Raw genomic sequence first — 25,069 nt, 5'->3', positions numbered from 1 at the left:
GGTTTGTTGGGTTAGAGCATGTCCTCGCGGGCTTGCTCGGCGCGTGCGGCGCCGATGGCCGTTTCCACTTTCTTGACTTCTTCCGGCGGCGGTAGCACCGCGGGCATGCCCAGCGCCTGGATCCACAGTTCCCGGCACCAGCCCTTGGTGTGGTAGAGGTGATGGTCTTCATCCTCCTCCACTTCCTCGTAAGCGGCCTTCAGGATCTTGGCGAGCTTATCGGTGGAGGACTCGGCGACCTTGCCGATCAGCTCCCAGTTCGTATGGTCCTTGGTCTCTGCCAAGACCACACACTCACAGGCCACCAACTCTGCTGCAGCGGCATCGGCATTGGCGCGCGCCATTTCAATGGCGGCCACCAAGGAGGCGCCGTTATGCGCCACCACCTCTCTGCCCGGACTCATCTCTTCGGTGTCCAATCCCAGTTCTTCAAAAACCTGGGTCAGCACCTGCTCGTGATGCTTGGTCTCATCCAGGTATTCCTGCCACTCCTTGTGCAGGTCCTCATTCACTGCTGCGGCGATGGCGGCGGTGTAAATCTTGATGCCGCCGCGCTCGGTTTCCAACGCCTGCAGGAGAAGTTCTTTCACTTGTTTCGGATCATAGCCCTTGCTTGCCATTACTGACTCCATTAGCTGGGGATAAGCCATTGATATAGCGCCGGCCTCGCCAAGGGTTTGTGAAAGCAGGTTCACCCGACACACACCTCGGAGCTCTCAATCTCCCCTTCCCTGCCGGCTTGCCGCGATGGCCGGTTCGCCCCCCCCCACTCTCTTGTAGGAGATCGCAATGCGAGACCGTAAAGATCCTCCCAGCCCCGACGCGCCCCAGGCGCCGTCGGAGTCGCCTACCCAGCGCCGGGAGCGCAAGGCCCATGAGAGTGACAATCAGGATCAGGCGCTGGAGGAAACCTTTCCGGCCAGTGATCCGGTGTCGCCCTTTGTACCGGCCAAAGCGCCCGAGTAACTAGAACCAGCCCCTGCGCTTGCCCCAAAAGATGGAGGTAGCGGCCAGCACGAGCATCAGCACCACAGCCACGGTAAACCCGATGACCCCGGTCTTGAAGAATGGGGCCTCGAAATTCATCCCCAGGATGCCGCCCACGACGGCCAAGGCGCCCACCACCACCGTCACGAAGGTCAACACCTTCATCGTCTGGTTGGCCGACAACGCCGTTTGACTGCTGAACAGCTCGAAGCTGCCCACGACCAGATCGCGCGCGCTTTCCACCATGTCCATCGCACGCTCATAGTGGGTATCCAAGACCCGGAAGTGGCGTGCGGTGACCTCGTCCTCTTCGGGGCGGAAGTCAGGTCGTGACAGTGCAGTAAAGACGATGCGGTGCGGGGCCAGCATGCGCCGTAGACGAGAAGCCCCTTTGCGCAGATCCCGCAGTTCCTGCAGGCAGTTCCGGGGGTTGGAGGAGAGCACCTCCACCTCCAGTCGTTCCACCGCCCCTTCAAATCGGGCCACGGCCTCGAAGTAGGTGCCCAGATGCCACTCCAACAAGGCCGCCACGAAGCTGCCCGATCCCAAGGTGCCCACCGCACTTCTGGACGCGCGTCCCTCTCGGAACGTGTTCAAAAAGGGCACGGGCGCGTGATGAAGCGTGACCACCAGGTTCTTCCCTGCGATGAGGGTAAGCACGGTCCCGGTGAAGTTGGGGCTCGCCGATTCGGCCACGCCCACCACCCGCATCCAAAAACAGGGGCCACAGGTTTCCAAGGTGGGGTTGGTGTCCGAGCCCAGGAAGCCGGTGATCGCCGCGGCCGGCAAGGACAGCGCTTGAGCCAGGTGCGCGAGTTCTGACTGGCTCGGGGATTGAAGGTCGATCCATAGCAGCTGGTCGGCGTTAGGGTCGATCGCCAGCGCCTGGTCAACGTGCGCGATTTCACGGGAGTCTTGTCCGGTATGAAATAGCATCGCGTTGAAAGCACGGTCTTCAGCCTCCGGCATCGCGCTATCCGCGCCGGGCGTTCGGGTCTCATCCATGCGGTTCACTCATGTCACCTGCGGGATCTAAATCGACGATGGAGCGTGTTGTATGTCGCCTGATGTGATCGGCTGGTTAGCCTCGGCCATTCTGCTGGCCACCTTGGTTCGGCAGATCCAGAAGCAAGCGAGCACGCCCGAGAGTGAGGGGGTGTCCACCTGGCTGTTCCTGGGCCAAATGGCCGCCTCGCTGGGCTTCGTGCTCTACAGCTGGCTGGTGGAGAACTGGGTGTTCATCGTGACCAACAGTCTGATTTTGCTGACCGCGGTCGTGGGCCAGATCGTGATGTGGAAGAAAAAGCGCGCCAGTAAACCATCGTGAGCTAGAAGACCCGAGCCATGGCTGTGGATCTGCCGACGCCAAGCCATCGGTTCACCCCGCCTTACACCCAGGCCCCTATGCTGCGCCGCATCAGGAGTGTCTCATGCGCCGAAACACGACCCGTCAGGTTGCACGCCAACTCACCGATTTGAGCGTCGTGGCACCAGAGGTGATCTCCCATCGCGTGGTACGGCTAGCCAGCGGCGGCCTGCGCTCCGCTGCCGATCGCAGAGAGCTTTCCCGCATGTCCCTTGAGAAATGGGAAGCGGCCTGGCTGGCATGGGTGGCCATGGGTACTGCCGGGGCGGCCTTTTGGATGCGAATGGCCACCTCCTTTTCGCCCTGGACGGTAACGACGCCTCCGATGCCCTCTCACCAGACGTTTGAGCGGCTGCTGGGTCAAGTCACGACGGCGGGTTTGGCGCCCTATGTGCGCATGGCTAAGGCCAATCGCCGACGTCTGGGGCGTAACCTTCCCTCGTCATCGCGATAAGCCCGCGCCCCGCTTTCCTGGCTCTGTGCGCGAGACCGACATGATGCTTTCTAAGACCCACGTTGACTGCTAATGAGCTCAAGTGCGCCCCTATCCCAGCTTCAACATACCGTCGACGGACGCGCGCTCAAGACCGGTGACGGTGAGCGCGGGATTGCGGTACGCGTGGGCTCGTGCATAACGCTGCAGGTCAACCTCGCGCCGGGACAGCTAGCCGGATTTGCCGCAGGGACCGATTCAGTGGCGCTATCGGAGTGGAACGACACCGGTGCATTTGAGTTCCACGTACCCGAGCATTTCCAGGGTGAGGTCCTGCAGATCTACGTGGCGGTGCGCGCTAAAGCCTCCACCGGCGCTCAGACAAATCCATGGCTGGGTCCGGTCGATGCGCAGCGTGTGCTCACCTATCAGGTCCATCCAGGAGACGGGGACGCCACCACGCTGCCCTGCGCTTGAAGGCTAACATCAACGCAACTTCACCACGACACGACACGCGGGTTTCTAGCCTGACCCCTTTCTGGGAGCGATGCGTATGCCGCGGCTGTTACACACAGACTGGCCCGCCCATCTCTGGATCGTGCGTCATGGGCAAAGCGCCGGCAATGTGGCCCGTGATGCGGCCGAGTTGGCCGGCGATCGTCTGATCGAGCTGGAGCATCGCGACGCCGATACGCCTTTGTCGAGGTTGGGCGAGCAGCAAGCCGTGGCACTGGCCCAGTGGTTTTCAGAGCAACCGGCCTCGGCGCGTCCTACGGTGTTCTTCAGCTCGCCGTTCGTGCGCGCTTACCAGACGTGTCTGGCCACCGCGAAGGCTTTGGGACATGGAGCATCGGATATCGCCATCGATGAGCGCCTTCGCGAGAAAGAATTCGGCATCCTGGACCGCTACACAGTGCCCGGCATCAAGGCCACCTTTCCCGAGCTTGCCGAGCAGCGGGCACTGGTTGGCAAGTTCTACTTCCGTCCGCCTGGCGGTGAGAGCTGGTGCGATGTGATCCTGAGGCTGCGCAGCGTGCTGGAGGTTCTCAGGCGTGATCACGTGGGCGAGCATGTCCTCATCGTGGCCCATCAGGTGATCGTGAATTGCTTTCGGTATCTGCTCGAATGCCTGGATGAACACCAGATTCTGGACATCGACCGAGAGGCGGACGTGCCCAATTGCGGCATCACCCACTACCAGCTCACCGGTACCGGCGAAGGTGCCCGGTTTGAACTGGAAAGCGCCAACCTGATCGTTCCGCACATTGCGCAGTTGGCTGAGGTTACCAAGGCGCCCGACACGCCGGCAGGTCCCAAATGAGCCAGCCGCGGGATCACGTGCTGGATGAGACATGGTTGGCCGCCCACCCACTGCCGGCGGCACAGGGGGCCCATAGCAAGGAAGACCGTGGCCGGGTCATAGTGATCGGCGGATCGGTCGATATCCCAGGCGCGATCCTGTTGGCCGCGCAGGCCGCCCTGCGGGCGGGCGCGGGCAAGCTGCAAATGGCCGTTCCCGGCCCCTCAGCGTTCTTCCTAGCCCCGCATATGCCCGAGGCGCGCGTGCTGGGTCAGCCCAGTGACGAGCAGGGCCAAATTTCTGGAATGTGTCCTGCCTGCCGTCAGGAAGCCGAACGCGCCGATGCCATCGTCGTCGGACCTGGCATGTGCGACAGCCCCGCGTTGGCCAGTTTGCTGGGCGAGCTGCCAAACCACCCTACCCTCGTGCTGGATGCCGGCGCCATTACCTGTTTCAAGCAGGCTCACGTGCGCTCGCAGGCCGCGATCTTGACGCCGCACGCCGGCGAAATGGCCAAATTGCTGGGGTGCGAGGTGGACCAGATCTCCGGCGACGAACCCGCGTTGGCTCTACAAGCGGCCAAAGATCTGCATGTGGTCCTGGTACTCAAGGGCCCAAGCACGTGGGTTGCAAGCCCGACGGGCGAATTGGTGCGTTACGAAGGCGGCGGCGTGGGCCTGGCCACTTCCGGTTCGGGAGATGTGCTGGCGGGGGTGATTGGGGGATTGGCGGCACGCGGCGCCGAGCCCCTTATTGCCGCAGCCTGGGGGGTGTTCTTGCATGGACAGGCAGGCCGACATCTTGCTGAGCGCATGGGTGCATTGGGTTTTCTGGCGCGCGAAATCAGCCCCTGCATCCCTGAGATCATGCACGCGCTGAGCCCGCCGGCGCGCTGATTCACCTGCGAACGAACTACGGTTTTGGCCTGCGTTCGTCACTCTCAAGATACGCGGTCGGTGCCGTGGCATCACATGGCCGCCACACTGGCTGACGCGATGATGCGGTGTTTCCTTCGGAGGACTCCATCATGGCCAGCAAGAAAAAAACGGCTGCCACACGCCCCGCCACCACCTCAGCTGACACCACGGCGGCACGTCAGCGCAAACTACAGGCGCAGATCGATCGCAAGGATGCCCGCGGCAAGAAAAAGCCCACCAAGCAGGCCACCCAGGCCGGCACGCGCAAGCAGCCGGTGCGCATGCCTGCCCAACACCTGCCCAAGCCCGGTACCGAAGCCGATCTGATGTTGGCACCGGCCTTTGAAGCCCCCGACTACCGCGGCAGCGGAAAGCTCGAAGGGATGACCGCCGTGATTACGGGTGCGGATTCAGGGATCGGTCGCGCGGTGGCGGTACTGTTTGCCCGCGAAGGCGCAGATGTTGCGGTGCTGTATCTGAACGAGCACAAGGATGCCAAGGAAACGGCAAAGTGGATCGAAAAGGAAGGTCGTACCGCGCTACTGATTCCGGGTGACGTGCGCGATTCGAACTTCTGCAAGAAAGCCGCAGACAAGGTGGCCAAGCGCTTTGGCCGTATCGATGTGCTGGTGAACAATGCCGGCTTTCAGCTCCATGCCGAACGGCTGGAAGACCTGACCGATGAGCACCTGCAGGAGACGCTGCAGACGAATGTGGCCGGCTACATCCACATGGCACGTGCCTGCCTGCCGCATATGCAGCGTGGCGCGTCCATCGTCAATTGCGGCTCGGTCACCGGGCTGTTCGGCAGCCCCAAGCTGATCGATTATTCCGCCACCAAGGGCGCCATCCACGCCTTTACCAAAGCTTTGGCCTCCAACCTGCTCGAGCGCGGCATTCGGGTCAATGCGGTCGCCCCCGGTCCTGTGTGGACACCGTTCAATCCTGCTGACAAGCCGGCCGATGAAGTAGCCGAGTTTGGCAAAGACAGCGCGATGAAGCGGCCGGCGCAGCCGGAAGAGCTCTCACCGGCCTTCGTGTTCCTTGCCTCGCCGGTGATGTCGTCTTACGTCAATGGCATCGTGCTGCCGGTGATGGGCGGACCGACGGGGTAAAGGCAAGCCAAAAAAATGCCGCCTCCACTCCCGGAGGCGGCACAGGGGTTGCGTCTTAGTTCCGACGACGGTCGTCAGAGGTGAACGCATCGGCCACGGCATGCTTGGCCCGCTCCCAGGTCAGGCGCGAGGTGCCCTTGAAGCGCTCCCAACCGCGTTCCAGGTCGGAGGCAAGGCCATCGTCCCAGTCGCGGTCGGCGTACTGACCACGCGCGTAGGTGCCGTATCGGTAGGCCGGGCGATAGTCGTCGTACTCATCACCGTCCTGGCGATAGGCCGCGCTTTCGAAGCGCTTGGCGTAGGTGTCGTCGCTCCAGGCGTAGGCGTTGTAGGTGCGATCAGCGCGATCCCACGCATCCTTGGCAGCCGGACGTGCGCGGTCCCAATCCAGCGTGGACGTGCCGCGATCGGCCTCCCAGGTGGACTGAAGGCGACGCTCGGCATCGTCCCAGGACTCATTGGGGTATTCGCCGCGGGCCACGGCACCGGCCTGGTAGACGCCGGCATAGTCACGCTGGAAGTCATGCTCGCCGGAGTAATAGTCGCGCGTGGGCGCTTCGTTGCGCCAATAGTCGACTTCTGCGGTGGGATCGATGCGCTCGGCAACGCCCTTGCCCGCGGCGGCACCGGCCACCGTACCCACGGCCGCACCAATCAAGGTGCCGATCGGACCAAAAACGGTACCGGCCAACGCGCCGGCCGCCACGCCCCCGGCGACGCCGCCAACGCCCACCCCTACCGGATGTGAGCCCGGCGCGCCGGTGATGGGATCCCTGTTTGCATCGGGCTGAGTGTCACGTGTCATGGGTGTGTCCTTTCATGGTGTTGGCACGGGGTGCCAAGAAGTGGGGGATGTCGTTGAGGGGGAATGAAACGTTGCTGCTACGTCGAGAGGTCGATGCAGGCAAGCGATAGGCCAGGGAGCGAGAAAGGCAGCTGCCCTCCTCGCTCGGCCGTGCGGCATTACATCTGGTCGCGGTCTTTGCGCGACTTCTGCTGGGTGTCCTGCTTCTGACCCTGCTGATCGTTCTTGCCGCGGTTTTGCTGCGTGTTCTGGTTACCCTGATCCTGATTCCGACCGGGGCTCTGCTGCTTGTCTTTGGGGGTCTGGTTCGGCATAACCAAGTACCTGCGATACGCGACCGGGGTGGCCGCGCAGGTAATGTGCGCGCACCGATGTGAGCGACAAATGCACGTGGAGTTAATGAAGATCGACTTCACTGAACGATTTGGTTCCGAGGCCGAGCCGCCCCTTTCTGGGAGGCTCGCCACGCCTGGTAGCCAACCGGCAGCCGGGCTCGGATAGACTGCGTTGCAGCGCTTGTGGCCTGAGGGCCTGCCGCCGTTTGTCCCCGTTGAATAGCCCCACAGGTGACACCTCCATGCCCCACCGTTCAGATGCACCGTCGGACATGCTGGACCATGAGCGAGGTCGCGTTGCACTGGCCTCCGGTGCCGTTATCGGAACCTGGATTTGGGATATCACCACTGACAAGGTCAGGGTGGATGCCGCTCTGGAGCGTGCCTTCGGCATGGGGCCGATGACCAAACCGTGGGCACTGGCCGATCTCATCGGAGCGGTCCATCCGGACGACCAGTTTGATCTTCGCAGTGCCATCGCGGACGCCGTAGCACGGGGCGGACAGTACGTTCACCGCTACCGTATTCAAGGGCTGGACGATCAATGGCGCTGGGTGGAGGGCCGAGGGTGGGTCAATCGCGACGCTGCAGGCGTGCCCATCAGCTTGCCTGGTGTATTGATCGACATCAGCCAAACGCGCCGCGTCGAAGAGGCGCGGGACCGTGCCGAAGCGCTGCTGAATACGTTTGTCGAAGCGGTGCCCGGAGTGGTCTACGCAAAGGACCGGCAAGGTCGCCTGCTGATAGGTAATCGCGGTACCAACGAGCTGTTGGGCAGGACGCCAGAGGAGTATCTGGGGCGTACTGATGCCGAACTGCTGGAGGACCCCGTACAGGCAAAGGCGGTCATGGACGCTGATGCACGTATCATGGCCTCCGGCCAGCTTGAGCAGCTTGAGGAAGAAATCAATTTCCCCGACGGCAGGCGCGCGATTTGGCTGTCCACCAAGGCGCCGTTGCGGGATGCGCAAGGTCAGGTCATCGGTTTGATCGGTGCATCGCTGGATATCACCGATCGCAAGGCCGTGGAAGCTAGTCACCGTGAGATCGAGGAGCGCTACCGGCTCGCCGCCTTGGCCACGCGGGACGCCATTTGGGATTGGCGCATGTCCGATGGCGATGTGGTGTGGAATGAAGCCCTGACCACCCTCTTTGGCTATGACCAGCTGCAGAGCAGTGCACAGTGGTGGCTGGAGCATATCCACCCCGATGATCGCCAGCGCATTGACCACAGCATTCATGCGGTGATCGAGGACGGCGGCCACGCGTGGTCGGCCGAGTACCGCTTCCTTCGCGCCGATGGTCAGTACGCTGATGTGCTGGATCGTGGGACGGTGTTAAGAGGGCCTGCCGGCGAGCCGATCCGCATGATTGGCGCCATGTTGGACCTGACCGAACGCAAGGCCGCCCAGGCCGCGTTGGCCGAGAGCGAGGAGCGTCTTCGTCTGGCCACCGAGGCCTCGGACATCGGGTTTTGGGATGTTGATCTGGTCAACGATCTGCTGATCTGGCCAGCACGCACCAAAGCCATGTTCGGCATTTCGGCGCATGTGTCGTGCTCGATGGCCGATTTCTACGCCGGCCTGCACCCGGAGGATCGACAAAGGACCAGTGAGGCCTTTGCCGCGGCCGCCGACCCTGCACGGCGTGCGCTCTACGATGTGGAATATCGGACGATCGGCAAAGAAGATGGCGTTACTCGCTGGGTAGCGGCCACCGGGCGTGGACTGTTTGAAAGTGATCGCTGCATGCGCGTGGTTGGCGTGGCCATCGACGTCACAGCGAGGAATCTGGTTCAACGCCAGCTCAAGGAACTCAACGAGCAGTTGGAGAGCCGTATTCAGGCGGAAGTAGCCGAACGCATCCGCATCGAGGATGCGCTGCGGCAGAGTCAGAAAATGGAAGCGGTCGGCCAGTTGACCGGGGGCATTGCCCATGACTTCAACAACATGCTGGCCGCCATCGTCGGTCCGCTGGACCTGCTGGTCGGACGGCTGGATCCGGGCGATGAGCGCGCGCGACGCTATGTGGACATTGCCATGGAAGCGGCTAAGCGCGCTGCCCAGTTGACCCAACGCCTGCTGGCCTTCTCCCGCCAGCAACCGCTTCAACCCGAAGCCCTGGATGCGAACAAGCTGGTGGCTGGCATGTCGGAGCTGCTGGCGCACTCCTTGGGCGGAAACGTCCAGCTAGAGACGGTGTTGGCTGGCGGCCTCTGGCGTACCCATGCCGATCCCAACCAGCTCGAGAATGTGATCCTGAATCTGGCGGTCAACGCACGTGATGCGATGGCTGAAGGCGGTCGGGTCACGATCGAGACGGCCAACTGCCATCTCGATCACGGGTATACCGACGCCCACCCGGGAATCGCACCGGGCCAGTACGTCCTGATCGCCGTCTCAGACACCGGACAGGGCATGCCCGCAGAGGTCATTAACAAGGCCTTCGATCCGTTTTTTACTACCAAGGAAGTGGGTCGCGGTACGGGTCTGGGGCTCTCCCAGGTGTATGGCTTCGTCAAGCAGTCCGGCGGGCATGTGAAGATCTACTCGGAGGTGGGCAGTGGCACCACCGTGAAGGTTTATCTGCCCCGCCTGCAAGGCGCTGCGGCCGAGAGTGCAGCCTCCGCCCTCGTTCGTCCCCTGCCGCGTGGCGAGGCGCAGGAAGTCATTCTTGTGGTGGAGGACGAGCCGGCCGTGCGCCAAGTGTCGGTGGATGCATTGACTGAGCTGGGTTATCGCGTCCTGGAAGCCGACGGGGCCGCGGCCGCCTTGAAGATGCTGGAAATAGAGCCGGGCATCACCCTGTTGTTTACCGATGTGGTCATGCCGGAAATCAACGGACGCAAGCTCGCCGATCAAGCCCTCGCCCGCTGGCCGCACCTGAAAGTGCTCTTCACGACCGGCTATAGCCGCAACGCGATCATCCACAACGGTGTGCTGGACGCTGGCGTGCATCTGATCGTTAAGCCGTTCACCCTGCAAGAACTGGCTGTTCGAGTTCGGGCGGTTCTGGAGGAACCCTAGCTGCGCCGAGATCGGGGCGTGTTTGACGCAACCGTTTCTAATAACTAGTGAACGCTAAACCCGCTGTATCGAAATTTGGGAGTTCGCCATGAAGCGCCCGCTCGAACGTTGGATCTACTAACTCAACCAGCCCCGGTACTTGTCCCCCTCTGTCTGCTACAGTTGACCAGCTAATATTTGAGATTGCAGCTTGTAGCAATCTGGTACTTGCCAAACACCTACAAAGTTTTACCGCACCGTATTAAGCAGCGTCCACTGAGGCCACTGGTCGCTGCCAATCGAGTAACTAAGATTTTCAACGAGCGACGTGCAGGCGGACTTCGACGCGGCGGTTCGGGATCAGGCACTCGCGCAGCGCCGCCTGCGGCGTCACGCCGGCGCACTGCTGCACCTGCTCGCCATCGCCCTTGAAGCTGTAGCTCACCTTGGCCGCGTCGATGCCGCGCTCGACCAGCAAGGCACGCACGGTCTGCGCGCGACGCTCGGACAGCGCCTGGTTGTAGTCGTGGCCGCGGCCCTGCAGGCGATCGGCATGGCCCACCAGTTCGATGCCGGCCAGGGTCAGGCCTTCCTCGCGCACGCGGGCCAGTTCGCGGTCCAGGCTCTGCAACGAATAAGCGCGGATGTCGGCGCGACCGGAGCGATCGAACTCGAACAGCACGTTCGCGGTCAGCACCGTGTCCGCCGGCAGCCCAACGGGCGCGGCCGGCGTCGCGCCGCATTGGCGCGACAGCGCTTCGGCATCGCTCACCCAGTCTTCGGCGATCTGGATGTACGGCTTGGCGTGGCGCCACTGCTGCTGGTTGAACTCATTGCCGGCGTGCACCAGATCCACTTCACCGCACGCGACCGCCTGCTGCGCGCAGGTGAACCCGGGCGTGCCATGGATCGCGCCCAGGCGTTTCCACAGGTCCTCGCGCACGCGCGCCGCTCCGTTGACCAGCGGCGTATCGGTCGGCAGCGGCGAGACGCCCTGCTCCATGCCCACGATCAGCTTTTCCGCCTCGGTCAGCGCTTCCTGCGGGAAGGCGCTGCGGTCGTTGCGCGAATACTCGTGGAAGGAGACGTCCAGCCAGCACTGCGCTTTCGACAGGTGGTAGTCGCGGACCGGACGGCCGCCGTCGTTCAAGGCCTGGATGCGGCCCTGGGTATGCTCGTAGCCCGACAGGTCGGCATGGATCGCCTCGTCGGTGATGCGGTCGCGCGCCGGCGTCAGCTGCGTCTGCTGCGCATGGGCGGTCGAAACGAGGCCGGCCAGCACGGCGGCGCACAGGAACGTGGTCTTGGTGTGGGTCATGTCGGTAATCCTCAGCGCACCGGATCGCGGTAGCGGGCGTCTTCCCTGCGGAAGAGGTCTTCGTCGAACTTGAAGCGCAGGCGGATGAACGCGCCCTGCTGCGTGTACTCGTAACCGGTCAGGTCGTCGTCGCCGCGGAAGCCGGTGGCGTTGTAGCCCACCGACAGCCACAGGTTCTGCCGCAACAAGCGACCCACTTCCATGCCGAACGCATACTGGTTGGCGCCGTCCTGGCCGCGGAACGTCGAGCCCAGCACGCCGATATCCCAGTTCTCGGTGATGTCGTAGACGATGCGGCCGGACAGCAGCACGGCATTGAAGTCGTCGTCGACGCGACCGGTGTCGGCGTAGAAGAAGCTGTCCTGCTGCCACTTCGCCGCCACGCGGCCGGTCAGCCACCACGGCCGCGACGGATGCCAGTCGGCATGTGCCGACACGATGTGCGCGCTGCTGCGGATGTCCTGGCCGGTATCCGAACCGAAGCCGGTGCCGTCCATGCCGCTTTCGTCCTTCTCCAGCTTGTACTCGTAGCGGGCCAGCGCGTTGACACGGTTGGTGTCGGTGTCGCGGTATGCCGCACCGATCTGGAAGCGGTCCTGCAACACATCACCACGCGCGTCGTACTCGGTGCGCAACAGGTAGTTGCGCGCCAGCAGCGTCCAGTCGCGGCTCAGCTTGCGCGCGGCCAGGAACTGCAGCAGCGTGGTGTTGTAGCCCTCGTTGGTCGGCGTGCCGGCGACGTCGTCGGAGATGCGGTGTTCCAGCCGCACGTTGCCGCGCCACAGTGGATTGGCGCTGTAATCCAGCGCGAAGCCGATGCCGGTGGAATCGCCGATGTTCCCCGAGATGACGTTGGTGTGTTCCAGCGTCGTATCCAGGCGCAGGCCTTCGCGCAGGTCCCAGCGGTTGCGCATGCCAGATGCCGCCTGGATGTCGCGGCCGGCGATGGCATCGCGCAGGCGGTACTCGGAGAACAGCTGCGTGTCCTTGATGAAGCTGGTGTCCACGCCCAGCGCCACCGTGTCCGCCTCGCGCCCGTCCTGGGTCAGGCCGTTCACGCCGCTGACGCCGGTCTGCTTCTCGTAGCGGCCATAGATCCGGCTGCGCTCGCGCAGCTGGTAATCCATGCCCAGCGCCACGCGGTTGCGGTCTTCGCCGTGGATGTCCTGCTCGATCTCGCCGCCGATGCTGAAGCGGTCGCTGGCGCGGTAGCCGGCGCCGATGCGCAGCATGTCCGACGACAGTTCGGTGCCCACCGGCAGGCCGCTGGCCACGTCGTTGGGATTGCCGCTGCTGATGATCGGCAGGCCGGTCAACGGATCCAGCGGCTGCTGGCCGTAGCCGAGCGCGCCGCCGCCGGAACCGGTGGCGTAACCGCCCGACAGCCCGCCGATGTTGCCGTAGCCGCTGCCGGTGGCCCACGTGTAGTACGCGCCGACGGTTTCGCGGATGGCGCGGTAGCCGAAGTCGAGCGTCAGCTTGTCGGTGACCTTCACCCGAGTGCCCGCGCTGGCGGCCTCGCGCTCGCCCCCATCGGGGTTCCGGTCCTCGCTGCGCAGGCCTTCCGCGTACAACTCGAAGCGGTCGGTCAGGCGCCACCGCGTGGTCACACTGTACTCGCCACGGCCGCCGTAAAGCGGCGACGCCGGATTATTGAACGCGGGATCGGACTGGCCGGCGAACAGCTTCAGGTCCAGCGCCTTGCCGGCGTGGCCGAGCTCGACGCGCCAGGCATCGCCTTCCACCAGCCCGCTCAGGCCCTGCAGGCCGGGCGTGCCGTACTGGTTGACGCTGTTGGTGTTGACCTCGCTGCGCGTGCGCGCGGCTTCGGCGACCAGCCAGGTGTTGGCACCGAATCGGTAGCCGACGTTGGCGCTGCCCATCTCGAACGCGGCGAAGGGATTGCGGTCGTCGACATAGGAGCCTCCGATCTCGCCGTTCTTGCCGACGCGCAACTGCGCGTCCGCACCGACTACCAGGAACGTCTCGGTGCCCTGGTCCAGTTCGTAGGTGATGCGCAGCGACACCGGGTTGAGATCGCTGTCGAACGAAGGCAGGAAGCTGTTGAGCAGGATGCGGCCGGAGAATGGCTCGAAGCTGTAGTCGACCAGGCGGCCCAGCGGGCGCACGGAGACGATGCGCGAGGGCTGGTTGCGGTCGCGCACGACCACCTCCACGCGTTCGCTGCCTTCCAGCACGGCGTTGTTGCGCAGGCCGTACGGGCCGCTGCCGGCGGCCGGCAGTTCCTCGATCACCTGGCGCAGCGAATCCTCGATGGCGAAGACGTTGCCGCGCACGCGCGCGTTCTCGAAATGCCAGCCCAGGCCGGTGGCGGTGCGGTTGTAGGTGCCCAGCACGCGCTGGCCGGCCTGCGCTCCGACATCCATGCCGGTCTGCGTGGCGATGTTGTCGCCGGTCTGGAAATCGCCGTACAGCAGGTAGCTGCGGCCCTTGTCCACGCGCACGTACAGGCGCTCGGCCGAACGCGCGTCGAAACCGCGCAGCGATGCGTCGCCGTACACCGGATAGAACTCTTCCGGCTGGATGTCGCGCAACAGGCGTGCCCGCACCTCCTTGTCGGAGTCGTAGGCAGCGGTAAGCAGGTACTCGCCCTTGATCGTGCCCTTGACGAAGAACGCCGCGCGCGCGGCACCGTTCGCCTTGCCGCTGTTGAACTGCTTCTCCCAGCGGCGGATCTCGCGCTCGAAGCCATCCCCGCGCTGCGTGCCATTGACCAGGTTGTCGCCCTTGCGGCGGAAGTTGATGACGCCTTCGATCAGGCCGGTGGCGATCAGCTCGCGCATCTCCGGCACGAAACCGACGACGCCTTCGGCGCTGTGGCTGCCCGAGGTCACCCGCAGCAGCACGTCCTGCGGATCGTGCGGCGCCAGCAGTTCGAACTCGGCGCGGCCATCGCGCACGGCCAGCTGGATGCCGGGCGTGACTTCATCGGCATCGAGGCGGCCCGGACCGAATTCGTCCGTGCGGCCGTCGGCCAGCTTGATGCGGCCACCGCTGTGCTCGATGGTGGCGAAGGACTCGCCCGCCATCGGCTTGCCATCGGCGCCGTACAGCTGCACGACCACCTTGACCGGCGACTGGCCATCGGCCGGCACGCCGTCGCGGTCGACCTCGACCACGACGCGGTCCACGCCGACGTTGATGCTGTAGTCGACGTTGCCGGGCTGCGCATACAACGGTTGTGGCGCAGTGCGCTGCGATTCCGGCGATTGCGGATACAGCGGCGTGGCCTGGCCGATCGCCGGCGTGAAGCGCTGGTCGCCGGACACGGCCTGCGCCTGCACCAGCGCCGGCGTCACCGCCAGGGCGAGCGCCAACGCGAGGGGGTGGAACGAAGGACGTGAAGCTCGCATGGCACGGGATTCCAGGGACGTCGACGGACGCGGGGTGAAGCGGCTCATGGCTGCACCTCCCCGTTGCGGACTTCATCCGGCGCCGTCGGCCTCGGTTCGACGATCGGCCGCTGGTTGGCCGAGTCGGTACCCTGCTGCGGCGCGCGCGCAGGCTTGCTCTCGAAGCGCAGCGGTTGCTGGTTGCGCTCGGTTTCCGGTGCGCGGATCTCGCCCTGCGTGCGGCGCGCCTTCACCTGTTCGATCACCGGGTTGGAGCAGCTGCCCTCGATGAAGTCGGCGCGGTGCAGCTCGCCGTTCTTGAGGTCGATGAACAGGCTGTCCGCATCGCCCAGGTTGCGGTTGCTGCTGGTGGTCAGGCGCGAACCGACGGGCAGGGTCGACGGATCGATCTTCAGCGTGTGGCTCTTCGGCGGCAGGCCGCAGTAGCTGTACTTGCCCTCCGAGTCGCTGACCATCCAGGTGCCGTCCTCGAAGTACATGCGCACGCCGGGGATGCCCAGCTCTTCCCGGTCCTGCACGTGGTTGACGTTGCAGTCCACGAAGATCTTGCCCAGCACGCAGCCTTCGTCGGCGAACACGCCGCCGCTGACGATCACGCGGTACTCCGCCGGGTTGGACGGCACCACGCCGCCATTCGGATACGGCGTCAGCGTGGTCGGATCCACGCAGCCGCCGTCGATCGAACAGCCCCAGGCACGCGCCCGGTTGATGCCGTCGCCCTGCTGGCTGCCGACGCCCACGCGCACGCGGTAGGTCAGCACCTTCTGCTGGCCGACTGCGAGCGGGCCGACGTCGAACACCAGCGTCGGGCCGGGCTTGCCCAGCGGATTGGCGATGCCGGCGCTGTCGACGCGCGCGGTGCCATCGATGAAGGTGAAGCCGTGCGGCAGGCGGTCGATCACGTTGACCGTGCCCATCGACGCACCCGCCGTCTGGCGGATGGTGATGGTGTAGACCAGGCTGTCGCCCACTTCCACCGTCTTGCGGTCGCCGGTCTTGGTGATGACCAGGCCCGGCGCGATCTGCGGATCCAGCGGGATGTGGTTGTGCACCGGCACGGCGACGCCCGAACCCAGCGTCAGCTCCAGGTAGTACGTCGTCGATGTACCGACCGGACCGGTCGGTGCGGTCGCGTTCGTCTGCACCGGATAGCCTTCGCCCGGCGTGGACGGCGGCGTCAGCGGCGAGGTCTCGGCCGGAATCATGCCGGACTCGAACGTGTAGCCGGCCGGCGGCGTCACCGCCAGCTGGAAGCGGCACGACGCCGGTGCGTCCGGACCCAGCAGGAACTGGTAGAAGCCTTCCGCACCCACCGTCATCGATACCGATGTGCCCTGCACGGTGTAACCGCCCAGCGCGGCGTTCAGCACGTGCTGCTCGGGCGAGTAGCCCGCGCAGGTGCCGACCGGCGTCAGGGTGACGCGCGAACCCGGAACCGGCGTACGCGTCGTCGCGTCGTAGACCACACCGCCCGGGTTCAGCGGCAGGCTCTGCTGCGGCAGGTTCGCGCCCGGCGCCAGCACCACCGACAGGTGCGTGCTTCCGCCATCGCTGCTGCGGCACGAACTTGCGGTGCCATTGGCGATCGCGGCGGCGGCATCGCACGGCACCGGCGGACCGGCAATCGTGTCGCCGCTGACCGGCAGGCCCCACACCACGCCCGTCGCCGGATCGCGGAAGCGGATGTTCAGCGGAATGCCCGGCACCTGGTCGGCGATGGAGTACGTGCCGTCGACGGCGGTGGTCGCGGTACCGACGACCTGGCCGCTGCCGTTGACCACTTCCACGACCCAGCCGGACAGACGACGGTCGCCGCTGTCGATGCGGCCGAAGTCGCTGCCCTGGTCGAACCACACCGTGCCCGACACCGAGGCCGACAACTGCACCGGCGTCGGCAGGCGGCACGCGTTCTGCGTGATCGCCGGGTCGCACACCGGCAGGTCGCCCGGGTTGCCTTCGAAGTCGGCGCGTTCGTCCGGCGTCGGCGTGCGGAACTCGTTCTCGCCACCGCCCTCGACGATCACCGCGTTGTTCACCGGCGAACCGGTGGCGGCCGTCGCGGCGACGCGCACCGAGGCGACGATGGTGTCGGCCGAGGTGGCGCCGGCGGCGATCACCGTGCTGCTCGCGCAGCGGAAGCGGGTGTCGCCCGGCGCGCCGGTGCAGGTCCAGCCCGTGCCCACCGGCGTGGCCGCCAGCGTCAGGCCGGCCGGCAGGCGGTCTTCCACCACGTACTCGCCCGCGCTGGGCTGCTGCCCGATGTTGCGCACGCGCAGCGTGTAGGTGGCGGTGTTGTTGACGGTGAAGATCGCCGGCGTGGCGGTCTTGCTGACCACCAGGTCGGGCGAATCGCCGATCTCGCCGAAATTGTTGTCGATCGACTCGCCACCCGGCGGCAGCACGATGCCGCTGATCGCAGACGGCGTGGTCGTCACCGGCGTCGCAGTACCGACGGCGGTGCCGTCGATGGTGCCGGCGCTGGTGATGCCGTTGAGCGTTTCCGGCGGCTGCGTCGGTTCGGTCACCGTGTACGTCCCCGGACGCAGGTCGTCGAAGCGGTAACGGCCGTCGGCGTCGGTGGTCACGGTGACGTTGACCGCCTGGCCCAGGTCGTCGGTGCCGGTCAGCACCACCTGCACGTTCGCGTAGCCACCCTCGCCCGTGTCGATGACGCCGTTGTTGTTGCCGTCGTTGTAGACGCGGCCGCTGATCGCACCAGCCGGCACTTCGCCGAAGTCGTTGCCGGTGACGTCCTGGCCCACGCCCAGCGTGATGCCGCTGATGACGGACGGCGTGGACGTCGGCGGCGTGGCGGTACCGCCGCTGTTGCCGGCGTTGGTGATGCCGTTGAGGGTGCCCGCCGGCTGCTCGGGCTCGGTGATGGTGTACGTGCCCGGCGGCAGCTCGATGAAGGCGTACGTGCCGTCCGGTTGCGTGGTCACTTCGCGGGTGATCGTGTTGCCGGCCAGGTCGGTGCCGGTCAGGCGCACGACGACGTTGCCGATGCCGTCTTCCGACGGATCGATGACGCCATCGTTGTCGCTGTCGCGCCACACGCGCCCACCGATGGAACTGTTGAGCGGGATCTCGCCGAAGTTGTTGCCGACCGAGCTCGCGCCCGGCGTGGTCAGGTCGATCGCGCTGATCGCGCTGGGTACAGCGGTGATAGGCGTGGCGGCGCCCGACGGCGTGCCGCCGACGGTGCCGGCCACGGTCTGGCCGTTGCTGGTGCCGGTCGGCTGGGTCGGTTCGGTCACCGTGTAGGTGCCCGGACGCAGGCCTTCGAACGCGTAATCGCCGTTGGCGTCGGTGGTGGTGCTCAGCGACACGGCTGCGCCGGTGTCGTCGGTACCGGTCAGCGTGATGGTCACGCCCTCGATGCCGGTCTCGGCCGCGCCGGACTGCACGCCGTCGTTGTCGGCGTCGAAGAACACGCGACCCGACAGCGACACGCCGAGCGTCTCGCCGAAGTTGTTGTCGATCGACGCGCCGCCCGCGGGCAGCGCGATGCCGGCGACCGCGCTGGGCACGGTCGCGACCGGCGTGGCGGTACCGCTGGCGCTGCCGCCGATCCTGCCGGCCACGGTGGTGCCGTTGATCGTGGTGACGCCACCGACCACCGGTTGCGCGAGCTGCTCGCTGACGGCATACGTACCGGCCAGCAGGTCGTCGAAGCGGTAGTTGCCGTTGGCATCGGTGACGACCGCGGCCACGGCGTTGCCCAGCGCATCCACGGTGCCCGCGGGCAGCGCGACGCTGACGCCGGCGATGCCGTTCTCGCCCGCATCACGCACGCCGTCGTTGTCGGCGTCCAGCCACACGCTGCCGCTCAACGACGCGGCGCGCTCGCCGAAGTCGTTGCCACTGGAGCCGCTCGCCGGCAGGTTGGTGACGGTGATGGTGTTGGTCGGGTTTTCCTGGCCGTTCGCCAGCCCGGTGGGCTGCGTCTCGACGATGCGGTAGTTCTGGCCGGTGGTCGCACCGCCATAGCTGTAGCCGCCGTTGGCGTCTGTGGTCAGGGTGACCGGCGGCAGGTCGTCCGACGTGCCGAACACGCCATCCGGGCCCGCGCCCTCGATCACCACGGTGACGCCGGGAATGCCCGGCTCGCCGGCATCCTGGCCACCGTCGTCGTCGCGGTCCAGGTAGACCGTGCCGCTGATGATGGCGTTGGCGAGTTCGCCGAACAGATAACCGGTCGCCGCCTGGCCTTCGCTGATCGCGATGTCGTCGATGACGTTGGGCGTGGTCGCCGTACCCGGCGTCGCCGCATTGCCCGGCGTGTGCCGGCCGTCGATATAACCGGTCGGCTGCGTCTCGGTGATCGTGTACGTGGTGCCGGCCTGCGGCGGCAGCAGGTCGCGGAACACGTACGCACCCGTCGCATTGGTCTGCACGGTGACGTTGACCGGATTGCCGGACAGGTCGGTGCCGGTCAGCGTCAGCGTGGCGTTGGCGATCGGATTCTCGCCACCGTCGAAGCTGCCGTTGTTGTTGTTGGCCGGCGTGGTCGAGAAGTCCTCGAACACCGCGCCCGCCAGCGAGCCCAGCGTTTCGCCGAAGTCGCGACCGGTCACGCCGGCCAGCGACAGCGCATTGACGTCGATGACGTTGGTCGGGTGTTCGGTGCCGTTGCCGTAACCGGCCGGCTGCGTTTCGGTGACGCGGTAGTTCTGCCCGACCACCAGGCCGGTGAACTGGTACGCGCCGTTCGCGTCGGTCTGCAGCGTCACCGGTGCCGGATCGTCGCCGTTGCCGAAGATGCCGTCCGCACCGGCGCCGGCCAGCGTGACCGTCACGCCCTGCAGGCCGCCGTTCGGGCGCGAATTGACCGCACCTGCATCGGCGGCGTCGAAGTCGCCGTTGCCGTTGCGGTCGACATAGACGCTGCCGCTGATGGCGGCCACGGCGTCTTCGCCGAAGTTGAACGCGGTACCGTCGGTGCCCGCCCCCAGGTCGATAGTGCTGATGCGGTCGGTGGTGGCGGCATCGCCGTTCACCGCCGTGCCCGGCGTACAGCCGGCGACGCAGGCCGCACCGCCGATCAGGCCCGGATTCACCGCGGTCGGACGGTTCTGGTAGTTGCCGGCCGGCAGCGCTTCGCGCAGCGTGTAGACGATCAGCGGATCGAGGTTGGTGAAGCTGTAGGCACCGCTGGCGTTCGTCGTCGCCGTGGTGATGACCGTGCCGGTGGCGGCGTTCAGCAGTTCGACCGTCGCACCGGCGATGACGCCGTCGCTGCCCTCGTGGGCGTTGCTGAAGTTGCGGTCGATGTAGACCAGGCCGGACAGCGACGGACGACGCACCTCGGGGAAGTTGTAGCGGACGCCGGTGTCGTTGGCGCCGACCGGGATCGCGGCGATCACCGAGTTCGGCGAACCCGCGCTGTACGTGCCGCCCAGCGACGGCTCGCTGCCACCGGTGGTCGGCAGCACGGACGGGCTGTTGACGTAGGCGGCCGGCTGGGTCTGCGTCAGCGTGTAGCCGGCCGCATTGGCCGGCGACAGGTTGGCGAAGCTGTAGGCGCCGCTGGCGTTCGTCGTGGTGGTGACGTTGACCGGATTGCCGTAGGCATCGGTGCCGGTCAGCGTAATGGTGACGCCGTTGATGCCCTGTTCGGTTCCCACGCCCTGATGCGTGCCGCCGTTGGCGCCCGTACGGTTGCGATCCTCGAACACCACGCCGGCCAGCGACGAGCGCGTGACGGTCAGCGGGATGGTGACCGTGTTGTTGCCGGGGATCGGATCGACCTGCTGGGTGGCGATGGTCGCGGTGTTGTTAACCGAGCCGCCGCTGGGATAGCTGTCCCAGCGCGACGGCACGATGATGCGCACGCGGCCGGTGGAGGTGACGTCGCCCAGGTTGCAGGTGACCGTGCTGCCCGCCTGCGTGCAGGTGCCGGTGCCGTCAGGCACTTCACCGCCGCCCGGATTCGGTCCCACCTTGCGCCAGGTGATCGGACCCGTGACCACCAGGCCCGCCGGCAGCGTGTCGGTGACCACCGTGCCGGTGCCGTTGAGGGGATTGGTTCCGGTGCGATCCAGCGACAGGCTGGCGCCAGGACCGTTGTTGACGCCTTCCACCACGTAGAAGAACGGCTGGCGCAGTGCGACGCTGGTGACCGTCGGCGGCAACGCGACAGCGGGGTCGCTGTCGGGAGACGCCACGACGGTCGTCTTGGTCATGCCCACGTCGGCACGTGCACGGATCGTCGTGTCCTGGTCGGCCGTGTTGTTGACCGGATTGGTGTCGGTTTCTTCCGACGTCGCCGTCACGGTGTTCAGCAGCGTATCGCCGGCGGCACCGGGCGCGGTCTCGTACTGGAATCGCACGTACAGTGTGCTGGTCTGTCCGCTGGCGACCACGCCGGGCTGATTGGGCGAGAAGCCTTGGCCCGGCATCTGGCAATCCAGCGTCATCGGCGCGCCGGTGGTGGGGTTGGCACCGGCGGTCACGCTGCATGCGCCCACCACGTAGGGACCGCCCGTCGTCGACGACGCGCCGACATAGCGCACGGTGCGGCCTGCCTGCGGCGTGATGGTGTCGGTCACGCGTACGTTGGTCGCCAGCGACGGACCGTTGTTGCGCACGGTCAGGCGATAGGTGATCACGTTCTGGCTGACGTCGTTGGCGTTGTAGCCCACCGGATCCACACCACCGGTAAAGCCCACGTCCACCTTGTTGGTGATCAGGTCTACCGCACCGCTGTTGAACGGCAGCGTGGCCGAACGCTGGTCGTCGGCGGTGTTGAGGTTGTAGTCGAAGCTGCCGTTGGCATCAGTGCCGGTGGCCGGATCCGGCGTACCGTTGTTGTCGCGGTCGAAATAGAAATCCGCCAGGTTGGTGAACGTGCGTCCCGTGTTGCCGACGTTGACGTTCGGCCGGATCACGACCGTCATGCTTTCGGTCTGTCCGTTGTTCATCGACAGCGGTTGGCAGGTCAGCGTGACCGTGGCCGTTCCGCCGGTGGGATTGGCATACGACGTACCGCCGCTGGCCGGTGTCGTCGTGACGCCCGCGCCCGCCGCCGCAGCACAAGTAGCCGTGCCGCCACCGGTGCGCGTGGCCGACACCAGTACGAAGCCGGCATCGTTCGCCGGCAGCGTGAACACGTCGCGGAACACCACGCCCGGCGCGATCGACGGGCCCTGGTTCTCGTACGACATCACATAGGTGGTGTTGACGCCGGCCTGGCCGGTGGCGCCGGAGGTGATGTTCTTCGCCGTCGTGCGCACGTTGGCGACGCGGTCGATCTGCAGCCAGTCCGAGGCGCTGTTGTTGGCGGTGTTCACCTCGCCGACCGAGCCCGCCACGTTCGCGTCGATGCCGACACCGGCGGTGTTGCAGAAGGCATTGCTGATCGGCACGCCACCACAGGTGCCGGCGCCGCTGCCCGCGCTGTCGAACAGCGCACGCTGCACGGTCAGCACGATGGTGGCGCTGGCGCCGTTGGCCAGCGGCGTGGTGCCGGAGCGGCAGATCACCGAGGCGCCGGTCGCGCAGGTCCAGCCGGCGGGAATGGTGCTGGCGGTGACGGTGGTACGGCCCGGAACGAAGCCCGGGATGTCGTCGTTGATCACCACGCCGGTGGTGCTGTCGGGGCCGTCGTTGGTGACCGTCAGCGTGTAGGTCACCGTGGTCTGGCTGGCGCTCAGTACGTTGTCCGCCGTGCCCGGGCCGTTGGTCTGCTTGGCGATGCGCAGGTCGGCGCGCTCGTTTGTGGTGCGTGTACCGGCGCCGTTGCAGTCGTTCCCGGTTTCAGGATCGGTGTTGATGCCGTTGCCGGTCAGCGGCTCCAGCGAGCCGTTCGAACCACCCGTACACGCCGTATTGTTCAGCGAACCGGCCGCACGTGCGCGGCTGACGATCTGCAGCTGCGGCGCGTTGGCGTTCACCGTCAACGGCAGCGAGCCCGCGTTGAGGTCGCAGGTGACGCGCTGGCGCGCCGGCGGCACCGCATAGGGAGTGTCGACGCTGCAGGTCCATGGGCCAGCGAAGGAAAGGAATTCCTCGCCCGCCGCCAGTTCATCCACCACCTGCACCTGGCCGGTGGCCGCGCGCGGACCGAGGTTGCGCACGACGATGGTCGAGGTCATGCGGCTGTCGGCATCGCTGCCGATGCCGTCCCACACGGCGATCAGCTCAGGCGTCTTGGCCTTGGTCAGCGACAGGTCGGCGCCGTCGGCGAGCACGGTGAACGTTGTCGTGCCGCTGTTGTTGTTGGTGCCGTTGCCGGGGCTGTTCGGATCCGGCGTAGCCGAGGTGATGGTGGCAGTGTTGGTGACGTCGCCGCTGCTGTTCGGACCCGTCGACGGCACGGTAGCCACGATGGTGATCGTCGCCACCTCGCCGACCGGCATGTCGCCGGTGCGGTTGCAGGTACGGACGCTGTTGGCCGCCTCGCTGCTGCAGCTCCACGCCGCGGGCGCGGTGCCGCCGGTGATGACAAAGCCGGCCGGCAGCGCATCGGTGATGCTCGCGTTCTGCGCGACGCTGGGACCCAGGTTGCGTGCGGTCAGCGTGAAGGTGATGGACTGTCCTGCGATGGCCGGCGCGGGCGCGGCTGACTTGCTGATCGCAAGGTCCGCACCCGGGGTGATGGCCGTGGTGACTTCGGCGTCGTTGTTGTCCGGATCCGGATCCGGCGTGCCGATGGCCTCGACCACCGCCGCGTTGGTGATGTTGCCGCTGCCGGCATTCACGCGCGCGCGGAAGCTGAAGGTCGAACTGGCGCCCACCGCCAGCGTACCGGCGTGGGTGGCGGTCATGGAGCCCTGTGCGAACGTCCAGCCGGCGCCATTGAAACTGCCGGCGACGAAGGTCGTCGCAGCGGGCAGCGTGTCGACCACGCGGAAGTTGGTCGACGGGCTGGGGCCGTCGTTGGTGACCGTCAGCGTGTAGGTCACGACGCCGCCACCGACGACCGGGTTCGGCGTGGCGCTCTTCTGCAGGCGCAGGTCGCCCGCCACGGTCAGCGTGGTGGCCTGGCTGCGGATGTTGTTGGCGGTATTGGTGTCGCCGGCGAAGAACGGATCGGCGACGGTGAGGCTGGCGATCGGCGTGGTGGCCGGCGGCGTGTTCGCGCTGAAGCCCACCGCACCGCGCATGGTGACGGTGCCGGGCGCCTGCCCGCCGGTGTTGACACCGATCTGGAAGGTGATCGGCGAGCCGCCGGCCAGCGTGCCCTGCAGCGGACCGTGGTTGCAGACGATGCGCGTCGGCGTGCCGACGGCCGCGGCGCAGAACGCCGGCAGGCTGCTGGCGGTGGTGCCGGCGGGAAGGTCGAAGATGCTGCTGGTCGCGGCCGACGTATCGCCGGCACCGTTTTCCAGGGTGATGCTGTAGACCACGTCGCTGCCCGCAGGCACCGGGTCGTAGCCGCTGTCGGACAGGTCGGTGAGCTGCAGGTCCGCCGCCAGGGCCGGCAGCGCCAGCAGGCTGCCCGCCACGAGCAGTGCCCGGGCGAGGACGCGCTTTAGCGAGCGAGCAGCGCGAGAATTGCGCGAGGTCATGGGCACATGGCCGCACACAACCGTCCCATGGTCATCGGCGACGCGCGCCAACCCGGCTTCCTGATTCACTGGCAATCCCCTGTAACAACGCTATCGCCCCACGGCGTCCCCAACAGCGCCTGAATCCCCCACTGCAGTCCCCCGACGGACTGTCAGTTGATCTAAGCGTGCTGCTCACGTCGCATCGCGACGGCGACCGAAAGGACGCACGCCACAGGATGTGACGGGGTAATGCTAATTATGCACACGTATCGCGGCCAAGTGTCATGTCACATTATTGGCCACAAGCTCACCAATAAGCCACTTGCACGGCAGCTAATGTTGGCGTGTCCGGCCGGCAATTCGCCGGTGCGCATCGTCTGGCCTGGTAGTTCGACACGAGCTGAACTGCGCCGGTAGCGCTAGGTACGCTTCTAGCGCGTTCAGCTGCTTGGTCGTCGTCGCCGGACTGAGTCGCGTTCAGCATCGATATCATCTAACGAAGAGTGCGCTGCGTGTTCAATGCGAGGTGACGCTGTGGGTCAGGATCTAACCCGTGGCGACCTTTACTTCAGCCGCTGATACTGGCTGGGCACCCTGGGGCCTCGGGGAGTGGGCTGAGT

Annotated in this window: 13 protein-coding genes; 6 read left to right on the top strand and 7 right to left on the bottom strand. The window is 66.0% G+C overall.

Features of this window, described 5'->3' with window-relative positions; translation table 11 throughout:
• Positions 1–11 precede the first annotated feature (11 nt).
• Together ACGHX3_RS09835 and ACGHX3_RS09830 are read right to left on the bottom strand one after the other, a co-directional pair.
• A complete protein-coding gene (locus ACGHX3_RS09835; RefSeq protein ID WP_185896152.1) occupies positions 12–620 on the bottom strand; it encodes a hypothetical protein in 609 nt (202 codons plus the stop codon).
• Between the two features lie 346 nt (positions 621–966).
• Complete coding sequence (locus tag ACGHX3_RS09830) at positions 967–1,992, bottom strand: magnesium transporter CorA family protein (protein WP_185896151.1); 1,026 nt, start codon at positions 1,990–1,992, stop codon at positions 967–969.
• 52 nt (positions 1,993–2,044) lie between these two features.
• Here ACGHX3_RS09830 and ACGHX3_RS09825 point away from each other — a divergent pair, with 52 nt between their 5' ends.
• The 5 genes from ACGHX3_RS09825 (at position 2,045) to ACGHX3_RS09805 (ending at position 6,118) form a co-directional block, all read left to right on the top strand.
• Entirely contained in the window at positions 2,045–2,314 is a 270-nt protein-coding gene (locus tag ACGHX3_RS09825; protein WP_185896150.1) for a hypothetical protein, read from the top strand.
• Between the two features lie 565 nt (positions 2,315–2,879).
• Positions 2,880–3,263, top strand: coding sequence for a hypothetical protein (locus tag ACGHX3_RS09820; protein ID WP_185896149.1), 384 nt, complete (start codon positions 2,880–2,882; stop codon positions 3,261–3,263).
• Positions 3,264–3,339: 76 nt separating this feature from the next.
• Positions 3,340–4,107: a histidine phosphatase family protein gene (locus ACGHX3_RS09815; protein ID WP_308442946.1), complete on the top strand. Its 768-nt coding sequence runs from the start codon at positions 3,340–3,342 to the stop codon at positions 4,105–4,107.
• Positions 4,104–4,982 carry an NAD(P)H-hydrate dehydratase gene (locus tag ACGHX3_RS09810; RefSeq protein ID WP_185896147.1) on the top strand — a complete coding sequence of 293 codons (879 nt, stop codon included), beginning with the start codon at positions 4,104–4,106 and terminating at the stop codon, positions 4,980–4,982. The genes ACGHX3_RS09815 and ACGHX3_RS09810 overlap by 4 nt, the downstream gene beginning before the upstream one ends.
• Positions 4,983–5,113: 131 nt before the next feature.
• Positions 5,114–6,118, top strand: a complete 1,005-nt coding sequence (locus tag ACGHX3_RS09805; protein ID WP_185896146.1) for an SDR family oxidoreductase — start codon at positions 5,114–5,116, stop codon at positions 6,116–6,118.
• 55 nt (positions 6,119–6,173) lie between these two features.
• Here the strand turns inward: ACGHX3_RS09805 and ACGHX3_RS09800 are convergent, their stop codons facing one another.
• A complete protein-coding gene (locus ACGHX3_RS09800) occupies positions 6,174–6,923 on the bottom strand; it encodes a hypothetical protein (protein WP_185896145.1) in 750 nt (249 codons plus the stop codon).
• Between the two features lie 158 nt (positions 6,924–7,081).
• A complete protein-coding gene (locus ACGHX3_RS09795; protein ID WP_185896144.1) occupies positions 7,082–7,237 on the bottom strand; it encodes a hypothetical protein in 156 nt (51 codons plus the stop codon).
• 263 nt (positions 7,238–7,500) lie between these two features.
• Between ACGHX3_RS09795 and ACGHX3_RS09790 the strand changes: the two genes are divergently transcribed.
• A complete protein-coding gene (locus ACGHX3_RS09790; RefSeq protein WP_249720557.1) occupies positions 7,501–10,284 on the top strand; it encodes a PAS domain-containing protein in 2,784 nt (927 codons plus the stop codon).
• 295 nt (positions 10,285–10,579) lie between these two features.
• On the opposite strand, the gene ACGHX3_RS09785 is transcribed toward ACGHX3_RS09790, so the two are convergent.
• The 3 genes from ACGHX3_RS09785 to ACGHX3_RS09775 are packed head-to-tail and all read right to left on the bottom strand — an operon-like array spanning position 10,580 to position 24,404.
• Positions 10,580–11,581, bottom strand: coding sequence for an OmpA family protein (locus tag ACGHX3_RS09785; protein ID WP_394694834.1), 1,002 nt, complete (start codon positions 11,579–11,581; stop codon positions 10,580–10,582).
• A gap of 11 nt (positions 11,582–11,592) precedes the next feature.
• Complete coding sequence (locus ACGHX3_RS09780) at positions 11,593–15,003, bottom strand: hypothetical protein (protein ID WP_185896142.1); 3,411 nt, start codon at positions 15,001–15,003, stop codon at positions 11,593–11,595.
• The gene (locus tag ACGHX3_RS09775) at positions 15,000–24,404 is read right to left on the bottom strand and encodes an SdrD B-like domain-containing protein (RefSeq protein WP_394694833.1); all 9,405 of its coding nucleotides are present in this window, start codon (positions 24,402–24,404) and stop codon (positions 15,000–15,002) included. The genes ACGHX3_RS09780 and ACGHX3_RS09775 overlap by 4 nt, the downstream gene beginning before the upstream one ends.
• Positions 24,405–25,069 lie beyond the last annotated feature (665 nt).

This window comes from Pseudoxanthomonas japonensis, assembly GCF_043632995.1.
GTDB classification, from domain to species: domain Bacteria; phylum Pseudomonadota; class Gammaproteobacteria; order Xanthomonadales; family Xanthomonadaceae; genus Pseudoxanthomonas_A; species Pseudoxanthomonas_A japonensis.
This window is presented reverse-complemented; position numbering and strand designations above follow the sequence as displayed.

What these genes read in the sequence shown, in the direction of transcription:
- ACGHX3_RS09800 (WP_185896145.1), bottom strand. Translation starts at nt 6,923, where the DNA reads ATGACACGTGACACTCAGCCCGATGCAAACAGGGATCCCATCACCGGC.
- ACGHX3_RS09780 (WP_185896142.1), bottom strand. Translation starts at nt 15,003, where the DNA reads ATGAGCCGCTTCACCCCGCGTCCGTCGACGTCCCTGGAATCCCGTGCC.
- ACGHX3_RS09790 (WP_249720557.1), top strand. Translation starts at nt 7,501, where the DNA reads ATGCCCCACCGTTCAGATGCACCGTCGGACATGCTGGACCATGAGCGA.
- ACGHX3_RS09795 (WP_185896144.1), bottom strand. Translation starts at nt 7,237, where the DNA reads ATGCCGAACCAGACCCCCAAAGACAAGCAGCAGAGCCCCGGTCGGAAT.
- ACGHX3_RS09835 (WP_185896152.1), bottom strand. Translation starts at nt 620, where the DNA reads ATGGCAAGCAAGGGCTATGATCCGAAACAAGTGAAAGAACTTCTCCTG.
- ACGHX3_RS09810 (WP_185896147.1), top strand. Translation starts at nt 4,104, where the DNA reads ATGAGCCAGCCGCGGGATCACGTGCTGGATGAGACATGGTTGGCCGCC.
- ACGHX3_RS09815 (WP_308442946.1), top strand. Translation starts at nt 3,340, where the DNA reads ATGCCGCGGCTGTTACACACAGACTGGCCCGCCCATCTCTGGATCGTG.
- ACGHX3_RS09830 (WP_185896151.1), bottom strand. Translation starts at nt 1,992, where the DNA reads ATGGATGAGACCCGAACGCCCGGCGCGGATAGCGCGATGCCGGAGGCT.
- ACGHX3_RS09825 (WP_185896150.1), top strand. Translation starts at nt 2,045, where the DNA reads ATGTCGCCTGATGTGATCGGCTGGTTAGCCTCGGCCATTCTGCTGGCC.
- ACGHX3_RS09785 (WP_394694834.1), bottom strand. Translation starts at nt 11,581, where the DNA reads ATGACCCACACCAAGACCACGTTCCTGTGCGCCGCCGTGCTGGCCGGC.
- ACGHX3_RS09820 (WP_185896149.1), top strand. Translation starts at nt 2,880, where the DNA reads ATGAGCTCAAGTGCGCCCCTATCCCAGCTTCAACATACCGTCGACGGA.
- ACGHX3_RS09805 (WP_185896146.1), top strand. Translation starts at nt 5,114, where the DNA reads ATGGCCAGCAAGAAAAAAACGGCTGCCACACGCCCCGCCACCACCTCA.